Here is a 15,784-nt window from a genome sequence, read left to right on the forward strand (position 1 = left end):
ACCGCCCCCGGCGGGCACCAGGGCGGGCACCATGGCGAGCACCGTGCGCTCTGGCTGCGGAGTGCTCACAGCGCCAGCGCCACCACGGTCTGGTTGTGGCAGCCGGCCGCACCGGAAACGCGGGCGATCTCACCGCAGCTGTAGTTGAGCACCACCTCCGGTCCTGCGGCGGCGCTCAGCGCGGCGCGCGCCTCACCCAGGCGGCCTTCGTGGCTGAGCAGTTCCCGGCGCGCGATGCAGCTGAAGACGATCATGCCGGCCACCTCGCCGCCGCCCAGGCGGGCCACGGCATCGGCGCACGCGCGCACCGCCCCGGCCAGCATGTCGTCCTGATCGCCGCTCATCACCGAGACCATGCTGCCCGGCGGCACCTCGGAGACGAACTCCAAGGAACGCTCGGCGATGTCCATGCCGACGATGGTGCGCACCTCCTCCCGGCGTCGGCGCACCAGCGCCAGCGGGTGCGCGAAACCCAGCGGAGCCAGCGCGCCGGCGTCCAGCGTGCCCGCGTCCAGCTCGACTCCGCCCTGCACGCCCAGGCGTTCCAGGTAGGCATCCAGGGCGGGACGGCCGTCCAGGCCGCGCACTCTCAGCCCCTCGGAGTCGGTGACCACCATCGGCTCGCCGGTGCGGGCCAGCCCGTGCCCGATGCCCACACCCAGCGGGCGGTCGCTGTCCAGGCGCACCGCCACCAACCCGTTCTCGATGACCTCGCGCCCGTGCAGTTGCCAGCTCACCCGGCCCGCGATGTCACCGTCGGAGCCGCCGCCGATCAACGGCACGGCCGGGCCCAGCACGGAGTAGGCCCCGCGCACCATGGCCTGCTGCTGCCCGTCGGTGCCGGTGGGAAGCAGCAGCACGGTGGAGTGCGCGCGCTGGCTGTCGCCGCAGACGCTGACCGCCTCCACCCCGCGCGCATGCGCATCGGAGGCGGTGCTCGCGCCGGTGCGTGCGCTCACGCCCAGGCCACCGATGACGGTGACGACCACGTCAGCGGCCTGCTGGCCGCCGCGGGCGAAGGCAGTGCCGGTGCTGGTGCCCGCCACGGCGGCGCCGGCGGCGGCTTCGCTGGCGCCGGCGGCCACGGCGCCCAGGTCCAGGTCCCAGCGCGCCATGACGAGCACCAGCGCCGCCTGCCGCCCGGCGCGGGCGCGCTCGACAGCGCGGGCGGTGGCGGCGGCGAGGTCATCGTCCGCGCTGGCCACGCCCACCGACACCCAGCGGTCTGTGCTCACATCTGGTAGATCGGCGTCCAGGTGTCGAAGGTTGACCGGGTACCGCTAGTGCGCCCCGTTCGGGCCAGTGGACCGGCAGCCGCCTCCGGCCGACTCGAAGCATCCCGCCGCCGATCCCGAGCAGCCCGTCGGACGCACTCGTTGTCGGACGCGGGGAGCCGCGCCTCCGCCGGCCTGCTCATGACCTCGTGGTGTCGTCCCCGGTCACCGCGACCACGTGCCGGACTGTCGCGGTGCCGGGTGCGCCTCTGGGCTCGCGCAGCGTGTGGGTGGTGAGGAAGCCGGTGACGAGCTGACCCAACGGGACCTACCGGCCGGTCCGGTCTCGTCATCGAGGAGTGCGCACGGGTACCCCTGGAGGCTCTGATGCTTGAGCTGCCAGCAGATCTCGGTCGCCCGGCGTTGCTGGGTCTGCACGGGGTGGGAGCGCGGGTGGCGGCCACCAGGGCGTTGGCGTGACCGTGGCCCATGCCGTGCTCGCTCTGCTGCTCGGCTGCCCGGCTCGGTCGTCCGGCTGCTCGGCGGCCCCACGAGAGGTCTCCGACCGCGACCGCCGGGCGAGGCTTGCAGACGCTCCGGTGCAGGCGGCACCGCTCAGCGCTGGCGTCACGAGGTCACCACGAGGTCACCACAGGGTCATCAGCGCCTCAAGCCGAGGGTGGCGATGAGGTCCTCGTGCAGCTCGAACCACACCCGGTGGCAGGAGTCGCGGTCGGTGCCGCTGACCCACGTCGGGTCAGCGGGAGCGGCGTCCACTGCTGCGCTGAAGCGGGAGTGGTACCCGCTGAAGCGGGCCAGGTGAGCGCGCAACCGTTCCTCCAGGGCGGCCAGCGCGCTCGCGGCGGTGCGGAGGGTGTGCAGGGTACCGGGCAGGTCGGCGGTGTGGTCACCGATGCCCATCTCGCTGAGCTGCCACCTGGTGCAGGCCTCGGCGACGACGACGTTCCACGCCAGGAAGTCGGTGTGGACCGCCTCGACGAGGGCCCGGGTGCCGGTGACCTGCAGTTCGGTGGCCAGCAGGTGCTCACCGTGCAGCTTCCCCGCCTCGGTCAGCGACCAGCCTTCCTCGCCGGCGTAGCGGGTGCACGTCACCCAACCGCTGGCCTGCGCATCGAGCAGGTGTCCGCGGACCTCGGCCTCCTCGGTGTCTGGCTCCTCGCAAGGTGTGCGCGGATCGATGGCGCGGGGATCGACGGCTCGGGGCGCCAGGAGATTGGCGATGCGGGTGGTGTCGGCGTAGCCGAGGGTCCGCACGGCGTGCAGCACGAGCAGTTCGGGGGTAGAGGCGTGGCTCACTGGTTTCCCTTTGCGCTGTGGTTTTCCTTTGCGCTGTCGCGGGTGCGGGCGGTGACGGTGCCGTGGGTCCCGTCCACGTGCACCGGGCGGCCGTCGGTGAGCGCGCCGGTCGCGCCGGCTGCGTCGGTGACGGCGGGGATGCCGAACTCGCGGGCGACGATCGCTGCGTGGGCGAGGATCCCGCCGACCTCGGTGACCACGGCGGCGGCCCGCGCCAGCAGAGGTGTCCAGGCCGGGGAGGTGCTGCGGCAGACGAGCACCTCACCGGCGTGGAAGCGGGCGAAGTCGTCCAGGTCGCGGATGGTGCGGGCGGGGCCGGTGGCGGTACCCGGGCTGGCGGGGGTGCCGCTCAGCAGCAGCTCAACGGCATCCACCCTGCCTCGCCGCGTCCGCCCGGGTTCCGCGAGGCCCGCGGCGGGGGATTCGGTGGCGGTGGGCCCCGCGGTGGAGGTGGTGGTGATGGGCCGGGCCTGCAGGATCCACGTCCTCCCCGCGGCGATGGCCCACTCCACGTCCTGCGCAGCGCCCAGCAGCGCCTCGATGCGGTCGGCGGTGCCGACCAGCTCGTCCAGCTGGGCGGAGGTGAGCAGTGCGCCGGTGTCCGCACCGGGTTGAGCGCCGGAGTGCGCACCGGAGTGCGCACCGGGGTCCACGAGCCAGCGCTGCGGGGTGCTGCGGCCGCTGACGAGCGCCTCGCCGAGTCCGCGGGTGGCTTCGACGACGACCTGCTCGGCGCCGGTGACGGGGTGGTGGGTGAACAGCACCCCGGCCACCTCGGCGTCGACCAGCACCTGGACGAGCACCGGGGACCCGCCGGCCGGTGCCACCTGGTCCGGTGAGCGGCCGAGGCGGGCGGTGTAGGCGGTGAGCGCGGCAGCAGCGCCGGAAGCGGCCGAGCGGCGCACCTGCCTCACCACCTCCGCGGGCGTTCGCGCTCCCAGGTGGGTGTGCAGCTGACCGGCGAAGCTGGCGTGCCCGCCGTCCTCACCCACGGCGGAGGAACGCACCGCGAACGGCCCGCCGCCCAGGGCGCCCAACGCCGTCTCGAGCTCGTGCTGCCAGCCGTGCCCGTCGAGCGCGTCCAGGACGACGACGCCGGCGGGAACGGGCAGACCGGCGCGCAGCAGGCGCGCCAGGGTCGCTGCCTTGGCGCCGCAGCGTGGGCCCGCCTCCCTCAACGGCACCAGCACGACTCACCTGCCCGTCTCGGGGTGGCGGCCGTCGCTGCTGCGACGGGCTTCGCCGTCGTGGCGGTCGCCGGGACCCTCGAGGCGGGCCAGCACGCGGTTCAGCCGTTGCTGCGCTGCCTGCGCCGAGCCCAGCCTGAGCGCGGCGGCGACCTGCGGCCACGTCATCCCCGCGGCGCGCGCGGCGAACAGCAACGCCGCCTCGACCTGGTCCACTTCTGCGCGGGCCGCGTCCAGCAGCTGCAGACCTGCTCGCAGCAGGTCCGGGTCGGTGCTGTCCGCACCGCGGGCGAGCCAGGCGGCCAGGCGCACCAGCTCCGTGTCGGAAGGAGGCTGGCCGTGGTGCTGCCAAGGGCGGGGGGTCAGCTCGGCGCCACCGGCAGCCTCGAGGGCCGCGCGTGCCCGGTCCAGCTGGGCGGCATCGTCGTGGTCGGAGAAGGGCACGTGAGCAGTCCAACTCATCAACAGAATGTTGTCAACTACTCGTTGGTAGATGGTGCGAGGTAGCGCGAGGACCGCAGCAGAACGTCGCTGCGTCGGGGTGGCGCCCACTCCCACCGCCTGCTCCCACGCTGAGGACGGTGGCGAAGGGGCGAGCATCGGCGCGCGTGGAGCCAGCGCCGTGTGCGGACCCCGAGCAGTCCTGCGTGGCTCCTGAGTCCTCACTCCAGCGACAGCCGGTGGCTCGCCACGCGCGGGGGCTCGGGCAGCTCCGGTAGCTCGGTGGTCGCGGTGAAGGCCGGACGGATCCAGTGGGTGCGTTCCCAGTCCCGGGCCCGCAACGTCGTCGTCCCGGCTTCGGTGCTGGTGAGGGGCACGTACAGCGCGCTGAGCAGGCCGGCGAAGCTGAACTGGATCCCGTCGTGGTCCTGCGCCAGCGCGCTCCAGGTGGGGACCAGGCCGTTGTCGAGGTCGGCGCTGCTGGCCAGGCTGGTATCGGAGCCGGGGTGGGTGGCCCGGGCGCCGCAGCGCACGACCAGCCCGTGCCAGTCGGCGGCTGAGTGCACCTCGGCCACCCGGGCCCGAGCGGCCACGTGCAGGCGTTGCTGGCGCTGCTGGCGCTGCTGGCGCTGCTGGCGCACGGGGTAGTGCGGGTACCAGCCGCTGCTGCCGCAGGCCAGCTCGGCGTGGGCGCTGGAGCGGATCGCCTCCCCGGCCGGCACGGTCAGCTCGGTGGAGGTGATCAGGGAGTGCAGCGGCTTCTGGGCGTACGTCTCCCACACCTCGATGGCGCCGGTGGGCACCGGCACCGCGTCGGGGGTGGGCTGCTGGTCCTCCTGACCGGTGAGCAGCAGCTGCGCCTGGCGGCGCAGCGACGCCTGCCACCAGCCGTTGCGCTCGTCGGTCAGGACCGAGCGCACCAGGGGGCGCAGGGACTGGGCGGCGTCCACGGCGGTGGTGCGGGCGGAGGACGCGGTGCCGGTCCAGGGGTTCAGCTCCCGCAGCGCGGCGCCGGCCGCGGTGCAGGCGGTTGCGGGGGTCGGCCGGTCGTCGGCGGTGGGGTCGTTGCGCTGGGCCAGGACGAGGAAGGCGGCAGCCACCGGGGCCTGCAGGAAGCCGTCGAGGCGGTGCTCCGAGGCCGGCACGAACGCATCTGCCGCAACGATGACCAGTCGGGCATCGGCAAGAGCGCACGATCGGCGCCATGAGTAGCCCTGTGTCAGGCAGCCGCCGCGAGAACGCTCTGCGGAGCACGGTGCTGGGCGGGGTCGTAGGCGACGCCGTCCTGCCAGCATCGCCAGGTGACGTGCAGCCAGGCGCGGGCCAGGATGCGGGTCCTCGACCGCCCATCGGAAGCTGACGCTCTTCACCTTGCCGGACTGGCGGGTCGATGGTGTTGCTCCTGCGAGGCTGGTCAGCGACTCCGGCGTTGGCAGCGGCTGCGGCAGTCGTCGATCTCGACCAGCAGTCGGGCGGCGCGGACGATGCCGGCCTTGGGCAGGGAGGTGAACACGACCGCGTCCGGATGGGCCAGGAGCTGGGCTTGGAACTGCTCCCCGAGTACCTCGATCTGCGTCTGCAGCGCAACCAGGGTCGCGACGAGGGCGGAGGTGACGTGAGCACGGGTCTCGGCCTCATCGCCAGTGGTTCCGCGGGTCGTGGTACTCAGGTGGGCGTGCAGGAGTCCGGTGGCGGGCGGGATGGGGGTAGTGCTGGGTGCGCAGCCAGTTCTCCAGCCGTTTCGGAGTCAGCCAGTCGACCGTGGCCTCGGTGGGGGAGCGGATGAGGAAGGCGAGGGTGATGGCGGAGGCGATGTCGCGGAACAGCTTGATCGCGCCGGGCGGGACGTGTTCCAGGTGCACGTGTAGCTGATTGGCCATGGTGATGCGGGCGGCGACGAGATCCTTGCGGGCGCGGACCGTCCTGCGCAGCGTCACCGTTGCGGGCGAGTCCGGGGTCAGTGGGCGCAGGCGGTGGTCGGTGCGCAGGGTGTCGGCCAGGACGTAGGCGTTGAAGTGGTCGTCCTGTTGATCATGTGGTTGCCGGCTGCGCCGTAGCGCCGGCGCAGGTTCTTGACCTGCCCCGGAGCGATCACGAAGACGGTGAAGCCTGCGCCGAGGAGGGCCTCGACGACCGGCCCGTCGCCGCGTCCGATGGCGATCTCGTGGACGCCGGCGCAGGTGAGAATCCGCGTCATCTGCTTCAGGCCGGCGCTGGTGTGTTCGAGGGTCACACGGACCAGCAGTCGTCCGTCGTGGTCGACGATGTCGAGGGCGTGGTCGGTGCTGGCCCAGGCGATGCCCGCAGTCAGGGTGATGGACGTGCTGGTGCTCTCTCGGCGTCGGGTGGTGCGGTGTTCGACACTCATGGCGTCCTCCTTGCTGTTGGTGCAGCAGGGCGGTCGTGGATGCCGGCGCGGCGGTAGACGCAGCGCACCAGGTGCTGCAGCCGGTTGCGGGTCAGGGGAGTGCCGTAGGTGGAGACGAGCAGGGCCGCGTCGCGGGGCAGGTGCGCGGGGGTGGCGAAGCGGTCACGGCGGGAGTCCAGGTAGGCGTGCAGCAGTTCGGCCATGACCAGCTCGATGGGCACGCTGCGCTCGGCGTTGCCCTTCCCGCGCACGTGCGGGCGCGGCTCGTCCTCAGCGCCGGCGATGTCGCGCACGCGCATCTCCAGCTCCGCGGGGCGCAGGGCGGCGGTGGTGTTGGGGGAGTCCTTGCGGGGACGAGTGCGATCAAGTACGCGTCCAGCGCGGCGGTGAGGGAGCTGCCGACCCCACGGTGGGGCCACGTCCACGTAGTGATGCACTCGCATCGTGTTTGCATCACATTGCCTACCACGCGGAACCGTTGAGGCCGTTCTTCGGGCGTGACAGCCCGGCGGCCCGGGTCGGGTGCTGTACGACGGGCTCGGTCACGACGTCCGCTCCTACGCCAGTGCGTCGAGAATGGAGCTGCTGCGGCGCGAGGTGGACTGGTTGCGCCAGGGACGCCGGGAAGGCTGGACGCAGTCGAGGACCTCGGCAGTCGTCACCGACTCCCGTGCTCTGGACGCTCACGCCTGCTCACCGGAACCGCGGAGCTGGTCAAGGACGGTAGGGGGCGCAGGCGTTGCCAGCTCGCTCGAAGCTCCGGCGGGGGGTTGTCGGCCTCGACTTCACTGCGGATGCTGTCACCGCCGCCGCCGCCGCTGCCGCCGATGATGCGGGTGCGGGTGCCGCCGCTTGTCGTGTCGTGGACCCTGCTCCGGCGCGGCGGGCATCACGCGGAGAGCGGTTGTAGTGCTGACGGAAGACGGTGGCGAAGTACTGGCTGGAGGAGAAGCCGCACGACAGGGCGATCTCGGAGATCGTCAGGTCGGTGCTGATCAGCAGTTCCAACGCCCGCTCGACGCGCAAGCCGGTCAGGTAGTCCATCGGGGTGGCGTTGACCACCTGCCGGCAGTGGTAGATGAAGCGGGTGCGGCCCAGGCCGCACTGGCGGGCCATCGAGTCCACGGTCCACGCTTCCGCCACGTGCGAGGGCAGCGCCTTGAGGAAGGCGGTGACCGAACGCTCGGCAGAGGCGAAGTGCGGGTCCAGCTCCGGCTCCTCGCGCTCCATCACGTCGATGAGCTCCAGCAGGACCTCGCTGATCCGCAGTCCCAGGTGCGTGGTGGTGCGGCGGGTCTGCTCTCGCATGGTGCGTTCCATCCGCTCGGTGGCCCGGACCAGCCCGGTGCCGGCCCGCCACACCGAGCGGTCCGAGCCGCGCAACAGCGCGGCCAGGCGCTCCAGGTCCTGCTGCGGCAGCGGTAGCCACCCCGGCCACTGCCAGCCCTGGTTGGGCAGCAGCGCCTGGACGTCGAGGATGAACCAGCCCAGTGTGCAGGCCGTCACCGTCGGCAGGCCGATGCGGTGCCGCTGCCAGGGACGAGTCACGCTCACCCAGCCCCGCTGCAGGTCCTGCTGGGTGCTCTCGGTGGAGAAGCCGGCCCGTCCGTGGGTGACGAAGGTGACCTCGACGCCTTCGTTCAGGTGCCAGTCCAGGCCCCAGTCCTGATCGGCGGTGACCTCCCACAACCCGGTGCTGAGCACCCCGGGCAGCACGCCGTCCTCCAGCAGGGCGCCGGGGTAGGCGTTGCGGCCCCAGGCCCACAGGCCGATGTCACCGCGGGCACCGGCACGGCGCAGCGGCGCGCTGGGGTCATCGCGGTAGGTGCCATCGGAACCGCGGAACATCGCCGCTTCCCGCCCCGCCATGTGCTCCACCGTCCGCTCGTGCTGGCTGAACCGTCGATGATCGGTCACCGGCGGGCGGCTGCGCTCCCGTCCTCGACGAGGCTGCCGACCTCATCTGACAGCGGCCGGTGCCCATCGTCGCTGGTGAGGGCGTTGTCGTGGCTCCACAGTAGAGCGCCTGCACGGCCGTCGGCAATGGTCGAGGGTGACCGTCCGCGGTCACCGGCCCCTGAGCTCGTGTTCGACATCGGTCAGCGAACGGGACTGGACGACACCACCACCAGCGCTGCCGCAGGGTGAGGGGCACCGGGCAGGGCGCACCGCGGCGCCCACCACCACCTCCGAGGAGCAGTTCGTGGCCATCACCGTCGGGTGCTTCGCCCTCGTCGACCCCTTCTCCACCCTCGACCACCAGCTGGACCGCATCCGGGACTGGGGCTTCAGCACCGCTGATGTCACCGACACCGGCGACGGAGCCGTGCTGGGCAACCACTTCGGCTTCAGCGCCGTCGCCAGCCTGGACGCCAACCCCCACGACCTGCGCCGGCTGTTCACCGACCGCGGTCTGAGCATCACCTCCTTCTGCGCCCACGCCGACCTGCTGGATGCCAGCGCCCCCTGGCGCTACGGCACCGCCGAGATCATCAAGGCCGTGCGCGCGGCCGCCGCGATCGGCGTGCCGCACGTGATCACCACCGAGGGTGAACCCGAGACCGACTTCGGTCGGCGCCTCACGCGCCAGGAGGCGCTCTTCAGCATCCTCGAGAAGCTGCACGAGCCGCTGCGGGTGGCTGAAGACCACGGCGTGAAGATCCTGCTGGAGCCGCACGGCCCCTACACCGGCGACCCCGACGCCGTGGAGGAGATCCTCGAACGCGCCGCCTCCCCGGCGCTGGGCGTCAACCTCGACACCGGCAACAGCTGGCTGGCCGGCGCCGACCCGCTGGAGTACGTGCGCCGCTTCGGCGAGCACATCGGGCACGTGCACTGGAAGGACCTCGGCGCCGAGTGGGAGGCCCAGCGCGGGAAGGTGTTCGGCTGCGGCATGTCCACGATCGCGCTGGGCCAGGGCGTCATCGACGTCCGCGGCGTCTTCGACGCCCTCGTCGCCGCGGGCTTCGAGGGCGCCACCACGCTGGAGATCGCCGGCGACGAAGCCGTGCTCGCCTCCGCCGACCTGCTCGAGCAGTGGGGAGCCGTGCGATGAGCGGCGCCGAGGGCGGGGCGAGCGCCTTCGCGATCGGCCAGGTCGGGCTGGGCAGCATCACCGTGCCCCACCGGCAGGGCTACCGCCTGTACGGGCAACCGGTCGTGGCCGGCTACGATCCCGACCCCGCCGCCCGCGCCCGCATGCTGGCCGACACCCCCACCGCGACCGCTCACGAGAGCCTGGCCGACCTGCTGGCCGACGAGCGGGTGGGAGTCATCGACCTGGCCACCCCCCACCACCGGGCGACCCGGCTGCCGGTGCTGGAGCAGATCGCCGCCGCCGGCAAGCCGTTCCTGGTGCAGAAGCCGCTGGCCATGAGCTACGCGGAGGCGCTGGAGCTGGTGCAGGTGGCCGAGCAGGCCGGTGTGGTCGGCATGGTCAACCAGAACATGTGCTTCACCCCCTCGGCCATCGCCCTGGCGAGCGCGCTGCTGCAGGACCGCGTCGTCGGCGAGCCCAGCTACGCCCAGCTGGTGACCCAGTACCAGTTCGACACCGACTACCACCCGTGGTTCGGCAAGGACGAGCGGTGGTGGACCGCGGGGCTGTCCATCCACCACCTGGGCCTGCTGCAGCTGCTGTTCGGCCCGCCGCTCAGCGTCCACGCCCTCACCGGTCACGACGTCAGCCAGCCCGGCGTCACCAGCGACGGCTGGGGCCACCTGGCGCTGCGCTACCCCAGCGGCCTGCAGCTGATGCTCATCTCCACCGGCACCTACTACGGCACCGAAGCGGTCCGCCACGGCAACGAGGCGGTGTGGGTGCAGGGCCCGAACGGCCTCGTCGACTGGCGCCCCGAAGGTGACGTCGTCATCTCCCGCCGCATCGACGGCGGCGGCGACATCGAGCGCCGCTCCATCGCCCCGCACACCCGCGGCACCTGGTTCCCGCACGCCTTCGGCCTCACGATGGCGCACATGCGCCAGGCCCTGGCCGCCGGGGCCGCCCCGCTGTGCTCGGTGCAGGACAACCTCAACGTCATGGCCGTGCTGGAGGCCACCTACCGCTCCGGCGCCGAGCACCGCGTCGTCGAGCTCGCCGAGATCATGGGGGATCGCTACGACGCCGACTACGGCACCGGTTACTCGCACGGCTTCTCCGCCTGGCAGCCGCCGCACCCCGTCGCCGACGAGCGCGCCGAGGAGGCCGTGGCGTGAGCGAAGCGATCACCTTCGAGCAGACCGGCGAGGGCCTGGGCCTGCTGCGCGGCCCGCAGGGGCAACCGCTGGCCGACTACTCCTGGTCCACGGCAGCCAACCACCCCTACTTCGACCAGCTGCGGCCCCTGGCCCATCGCGGCGTCCTGACCACCCACGCCCCCCACGATCACCGGTGGCACCACGGCCTGTGGTGGTCGTGGAAGTTCATCGACGACATCCTCTTCTGGGAGGACCACCCCGACTACGGCGGCAACCGCGCCGGCCTGGGCCGCAGCATCGTCGAGGAACACCGCATCGAGGCCACCGCCGACGGCATGCGCATCCACGAGCTGCTGTCCTGGCGGGTGGATGCCACCGGCCAGGTGCTGCTGAGCGAGCAGCGCACGGTGACGGCCACCCTGAGCACCGGTGTCGCCGGCGGCTGGGCGCTGGACTGGGACCAGACGTGGACGGCCAGCAAGGACGTGCGCCTGAGCGTCACCCCCTGGCCGCAGACCACCTGGGGCGGCTACGCCGGGCTGAACTACCGCGCCGCCCGCGCCATGGTGGCCGGCGAGTCCATCGTGGGCGCAGGCGGCCGCCTCGGACGCGACGCGGTGCACGGTCAGCGCGCGGCCTGGGCCGCCTACGGCGGCAGCGTCGACGGCGCGGGCACCGACGAGCCGAACGAGCCCGCCGGCGCAGGTGTGGCGCTGCTGCAGCACCCCGACGACGCCGGCTACCCCAGCCCGTTCTACGTCTTCTCCGCCGCTGAGGACTTCGGCTTCCTGGCCACCGCGCCGCTGATGCACCAAGACCGCGACCTCGGCGCCGGCCAGCGAGTGCGCCTTCGCACCCGCGCCCTCGTCCTGGGGCACCCGGGCGAGGTCGCCGACCTCGAGCGCGCCCACAGCACCTACGCGCGCTTCGCACCCACCGGCAGCGACACCAGCACGGCCGCCGAGGAGAAGGGCGAGGGGAGGGCCGAGGAGGCGGCTGGGGTCACCGTGCCGGCCTCGTCCACCGCGCCCGCACCGACCGCCTGAGCGCAGCAGCCACCCTCCGCGGCCCGCACACCCGTGACCGCTCGCCCGTGACCGCTCGCCCGTGACCGCTCGCCCGTCACCGCTCACCCACCGCACCACGCCAGAGAGGCAAGTCAACGATGACTACCAGGTTCCGTCGCAGCGCCACCCTCGCAGCGCTCGCCCTTCCCCTCGCCCTGCTCACCGCCTGCGGTGGTTCCTCCGACGACGCCGCCGGCTCGGAAGGCTCCGCAGGCGCGCTCGAGCTGACCGCCCTGGACTACTACACCGACGAGCCCTCCCACAGCAACACCCAGAAGCGGTTGTCCGACTGCGCAGCCGAGGTGGGCGCGACGATCACCCAGTCCAGCGTCCCCGCTGCGCAGTACAACGCCAAGGTGCTGCAGCAGATCTCGACCAAGTCGCTGCCTGATGTGCTGATGGTCAACAATCCCGACCTGCCGCAGTTCGCCTCCACTGGAGCGCTCGCGCCGCTGTCCGAACTCGGCGTGGACACCAGCGCCTACCTGCCCTCGGTGCTGGAGACCGGCCGCTACGAGGACGAGCTGTACGGCTTGGCGCCCAACGTCAACACCCTGGTGCTGTACTACAACAAGACGATGCTGCAGGAGGCCGGCCTGGCCGTTCCCACCACCTGGGCCGAGCTGGAGGCCGCCGCCGCCAAGCTCACCACCCCCGATCGCTACGGCTTCGCCTACTCCGCGGCCGCGGGCACCGAAGGCACGTGGACCTTCGTGCCGTTCCTGTGGTCCAACGGCGGCTCGCAGCTGGAGCTGACCGCACCGGAAGCGCAGGAGGCGCTGAGCTTCTACACCGGCCTGGCCGCCAAGGGTTACGTCTCGCAGTCGGTGGTCAACTGGACCCAGGCCGACGTCAAGGACCAGTTCGCCGCCGGCAAGGCCGCCATGATGATCAACGGGCCCTGGCAGATCCCCAGCCTGAAGGAGACCGCCGGCCTGGACTGGGCCAGCACCACCATCCCCGTCCCGCAGGCCGGCGACACCCCCGTAGCCCCCCTGGGTGGTGAGCTGTGGACGGTGCCGCGCACTGGCGGTGAGCGCGAGGAGGCCGCCGCCAGCATCGTGCAGTGCCTGAACTCCTCTGAGACGCAGCTGGAGATGGCCACCACCAGCAACACCGTGCCCAGCAACCAGCAGGCGGCGCAGCAGCTGGCGCAGCAGCAGCCCGAGATGCAGTCCATCGTCGACACCGTCACCACCGCCCAGTCCCTCACCGGCGACTCGGGGCTGAAGTGGACCAAGGTCAGCGACGAGCTGGCCACCGCCATCGCCGCCGTCATCACCGGCCAGGCCAGCGTGCCAGACGCTCTGCAGGCCGCCCAGGTCGCGATCAACGGTTGAGCCGGCGCCTGCAGGAAGGAGAAGCGATGTCCGGCAGCAGCAAGACCGCCCCCCTGGCCCCTGGGCCCCGCCCGGGACCAGAGGGTGCGGTGCAGGCGCCACCGGCCGTGCGGCAGGGGCGCAGCGCCGCATCCGCAGCCCGGCGGCGGCGGTGGGCGCTCTGGTGGTTCGTGGCGCCCGCGGCGGTGTTCATGCTCGCCTACTTCGCGGTGCCCGTGGTGAACAACATCACCATGAGCTTCCGCGAGTACACCACCGCCACCTTCTACACCGGCGAAGCTCCCTTCGTCGGCTTGGACAACTACGTGACGGTGGTCACTCCGGGGATCTTCGCCCGGATCACGGTGAACACCTTCACCTTCACCTTCGTCTCCCTGGGCGCCACCTTCGTCATCGGGTTGCTGCTGGCGCTGTTCTTCAACACGCACTTCCGCCTCAACGCCGTGCTGCGCTCGCTGATCCTGCTGCCCTGGCTGCTGCCGCTGATCATCTCCGCGGCTGTCTGGCGGCGGATGATGGACGCCGGCTCCGGTGTGCTCAACCAGATCATCGGCGCCTTCGGGTTCGCTGACGTGCCGTGGCTGACCGATCCGCGCCTGGCGCTGTACTCGGTGATCCTGGTCAACGTCTGGGTGGGCATCCCCTTCGTCATGGTCATCCTCTACGGCGGGCTGCAGGAGATCCCCCGCGACCTCTACGAGGCGGCGTCGCTGGACGGCGCCACCGGCGTGCGGGCGTTCACCGCGATCACCTGGCCGCTGCTGCGCCCGGTGGTGGTCATCGTGCTCATGCTCGGGTTCATCTACACCGTGCGGGTGCTGGACATCGTGCTGGCCCTCACCGGCGGCGGTCCCGCCGATGCGACGCAGACCTACGCCACGCAGGCCTACCAGCTGTCCTTCACGAACTTCGAGTTCGGCACGGGCGCGGCCCTCAGCAACATCCTCATCATCGTCACGCTGGCGGTCTCGGTCTTCCAGCTGCGGGCGAACCGGCGCGCGAACGACTTGGCAGGTTGATGTGAACAGCACCTCGAGCAGCACCTCGCGCAGCACCTCGCGCAGTGCCCTGGCATCGCGGCTGCGCACCGTCTTCGGCATCCTGGTGGTCGCCGTCCTGCTCTTCCCCGTCTACTGGATGGTCAACACCTCCTTGCAGGGCAGCGAGAACCTGCTGAGCACCCAGTGGTTCCCGCTGCACCTGGACCTGGACGGCTACCGCCAGGCGATCGACTCCCAGCTGGCGAACCTGGGCACCAGCCTGCTCATCGCCAGCGGCGCCGTTCTCGTCTGCCTCGCCGTGGCCGCCCCCGCCGCCTACGGGCTCTCGCGCACCAGCATCAAGCTGCCCGGTGGGGGACTGGTCATGACCCTGCTCGTCATCACCCAGATGATCCCCGGCATCGTCATCGCCAACGGCCTCTTCTCCCTCTACAACGACCTGGGGCTGATCAACAGCTACCTCGGGCTCATCCTGGCCGATGCGTCACTGGGCATCCCGTTCTGCATCCTGCTGATGCGCTCGTTCATGGTGAACATCCCCGCCTCCCTGGTGGAGGCCGCCAAGATCGACGGTGCCCACGAGTTCCGCGTCTTCCGCTCCATCATCGTGCCGCTGAGCCGCAACTCCATGGTGACCGCCGCCGTCTTCGCGTTCCTGTTCGCCTGGAGCGACTTCATGTTCGCCCTCACCCTGACCACCGGCGACACCATCGTCCCCGTCACCTTGAGCATGTACACCTTCGTCGGGGCGCACACGCAGAGCTGGGCCGCGCTCATGGCCACCGCCACCTTGGCCAGCATCCCCGCCGCCGCCCTGCTGGTCCTGGCCCAGCGCTACATCGCCGCCGGCGTCACCGGAGGCGCCGTCAAGTGAGCCTGCACATCCACGCACTGGCCCCCGGCTACGAGCAGGTCGCCGACCTCGCCGAGCACCTGCTGAGCCAAGACCCGCACTGGGCCTTCCAGCTGGTCGTGCACGCCGAACACGACACGGTCGTCGACCTGCACGCCGGCGCCGGCTACGGCGGCGCGATCCACGTGCAGGCCTCGGCGACCAAGGGCATCGCCGGGCTCACCGTGGCCCTGGCGCTGCAGGAGAGCGGGGTGGGAGTGCACGAGCCGGTCGCGCGACTGTGGCCGCAGTTCGCCGCCTCAGGCAAGCAGGCGGTGACGATCGCTGAGCTCTTGTCCCACCAGGCGGGCCTGCTGCGCACGGTGCAGCACTTCAGTCCCCAGGAGTGGGGGCAGGGACGGGCCGTCGCCGCCGACCTCGCCGCTCAGCGGCCGCTGTGGGCCCCCGGCCGAGCTCACGGCTACCACGCCCTGAGCATCGGCCCGTTGGCCGATGAGGTCGTGCACCGCCTCACCGGCACCGCGCTGTGGCACTACTACGAGCAGCGGCTGCGCTCACCCGCGGCCGCCGACTTCTGGGTCCGCCTGCCCGACAGTGAGCAGCACCGCCTGCACCAGGTCACCGTGCCTCCTGTGCCACCAGCGCCCCCTGTCCCAGCGTCCTCCACCCCTGCACCTTCCGTCCCGGCCCGCCTGGCCTCGGCGGCTCCGCGCGCAGCCGCGCTGGAGTCGGCACCCGCCCCGGCCGCGGCGCCGGGGGCGGGGCCCGGCGGGGGGGGGGGGGGGGGGGTGGGGGGGGG

At 72.0% G+C, this 15,784-nt stretch carries 14 protein-coding genes and 1 pseudogene; 7 read left to right on the top strand and 8 right to left on the bottom strand.

The features are described from left to right. Positions 1-65: 65 nt before the first annotated feature. From ACRYM2_RS16230 to ACRYM2_RS16265, 8 genes and pseudogenes are all read right to left on the bottom strand, one after another. Positions 66-1,235, bottom strand: a complete 1,170-nt coding sequence (locus ACRYM2_RS16230; RefSeq protein WP_432523477.1) for an FIST signal transduction protein — start codon at positions 1,233-1,235, stop codon at positions 66-68. A gap of 639 nt (positions 1,236-1,874) precedes the next feature. Then, complete coding sequence (locus ACRYM2_RS16235; RefSeq protein ID WP_432523478.1) at positions 1,875-2,531, bottom strand: hypothetical protein; 657 nt, start codon at positions 2,529-2,531, stop codon at positions 1,875-1,877. Next, positions 2,528-3,721, bottom strand: coding sequence for a PEP/pyruvate-binding domain-containing protein (locus ACRYM2_RS16240; RefSeq protein WP_432523479.1), 1,194 nt, complete (start codon positions 3,719-3,721; stop codon positions 2,528-2,530). Before ACRYM2_RS16240 ends, ACRYM2_RS16235 begins: the two co-directional genes overlap by 4 nt. A 3-nt stretch (positions 3,722-3,724) precedes the next feature. Continuing rightward, complete coding sequence (locus ACRYM2_RS16245; RefSeq protein ID WP_432523480.1) at positions 3,725-4,180, bottom strand: hypothetical protein; 456 nt, start codon at positions 4,178-4,180, stop codon at positions 3,725-3,727. A 200-nt stretch (positions 4,181-4,380) separates the two neighbouring features. Continuing rightward, on the bottom strand, positions 4,381-5,304 hold the full coding sequence (locus ACRYM2_RS16250; RefSeq protein WP_432523481.1) for a hypothetical protein: 924 nt from the start codon (positions 5,302-5,304) through the stop codon (positions 4,381-4,383). Positions 5,305-5,378: 74 nt separating this feature from the next. Beyond that, positions 5,379-6,527, bottom strand: a pseudogene (locus ACRYM2_RS16255) (IS110 family transposase). Next, positions 6,524-6,826: a hypothetical protein gene (locus ACRYM2_RS16260; protein ID WP_432523482.1), complete on the bottom strand. Its 303-nt coding sequence runs from the start codon at positions 6,824-6,826 to the stop codon at positions 6,524-6,526. The pseudogene ACRYM2_RS16255 and the gene ACRYM2_RS16260 overlap by 4 nt, the downstream one beginning before the upstream one ends. A gap of 415 nt (positions 6,827-7,241) precedes the next feature. Next, a complete protein-coding gene (locus tag ACRYM2_RS16265) occupies positions 7,242-8,396 on the bottom strand; it encodes a helix-turn-helix transcriptional regulator (protein ID WP_432523483.1) in 1,155 nt (384 codons plus the stop codon). Positions 8,397-8,730: 334 nt separating this feature from the next. Here ACRYM2_RS16265 and ACRYM2_RS16270 point away from each other — a divergent pair, with 334 nt between their 5' ends. The 7 genes from ACRYM2_RS16270 to ACRYM2_RS16300 form a co-directional block, all read left to right on the top strand. Next, positions 8,731-9,582: a sugar phosphate isomerase/epimerase family protein gene (locus ACRYM2_RS16270; protein ID WP_432523484.1), complete on the top strand. Its 852-nt coding sequence runs from the start codon at positions 8,731-8,733 to the stop codon at positions 9,580-9,582. After that, entirely contained in the window at positions 9,579-10,742 is a 1,164-nt protein-coding gene (locus tag ACRYM2_RS16275; protein ID WP_432523485.1) for a Gfo/Idh/MocA family protein, read from the top strand. Before ACRYM2_RS16270 ends, ACRYM2_RS16275 begins: the two co-directional genes overlap by 4 nt. Beyond that, positions 10,739-11,770, top strand: coding sequence for a DUF6807 family protein (locus tag ACRYM2_RS16280; protein WP_432523486.1), 1,032 nt, complete (start codon positions 10,739-10,741; stop codon positions 11,768-11,770). The genes ACRYM2_RS16275 and ACRYM2_RS16280 overlap by 4 nt, the downstream gene beginning before the upstream one ends. A gap of 119 nt (positions 11,771-11,889) precedes the next feature. Then, complete coding sequence (locus tag ACRYM2_RS16285) at positions 11,890-13,131, top strand: sugar ABC transporter substrate-binding protein (RefSeq protein ID WP_432523487.1); 1,242 nt, start codon at positions 11,890-11,892, stop codon at positions 13,129-13,131. A gap of 26 nt (positions 13,132-13,157) precedes the next feature. Continuing rightward, a complete protein-coding gene (locus ACRYM2_RS16290; RefSeq protein WP_432523488.1) occupies positions 13,158-14,150 on the top strand; it encodes a carbohydrate ABC transporter permease in 993 nt (330 codons plus the stop codon). Between the two features lies 1 nt (position 14,151). After that, the gene (locus ACRYM2_RS16295) at positions 14,152-15,006 is read left to right on the top strand and encodes a carbohydrate ABC transporter permease (protein WP_432523489.1); all 855 of its coding nucleotides are present in this window, start codon (positions 14,152-14,154) and stop codon (positions 15,004-15,006) included. Further along, positions 15,003-15,784: serine hydrolase domain-containing protein (locus ACRYM2_RS16300; RefSeq protein WP_432523490.1), on the top strand; the 782-nt coding region annotated here is incomplete at its 3' end. The genes ACRYM2_RS16295 and ACRYM2_RS16300, both read left to right, overlap by 4 nt.

Origin of the sequence: Kineococcus aridisoli, assembly GCF_050871885.1 — a bacterium.
In the GTDB taxonomy this organism is placed as follows: domain Bacteria; phylum Actinomycetota; class Actinomycetes; order Actinomycetales; family Kineococcaceae; genus Kineococcus.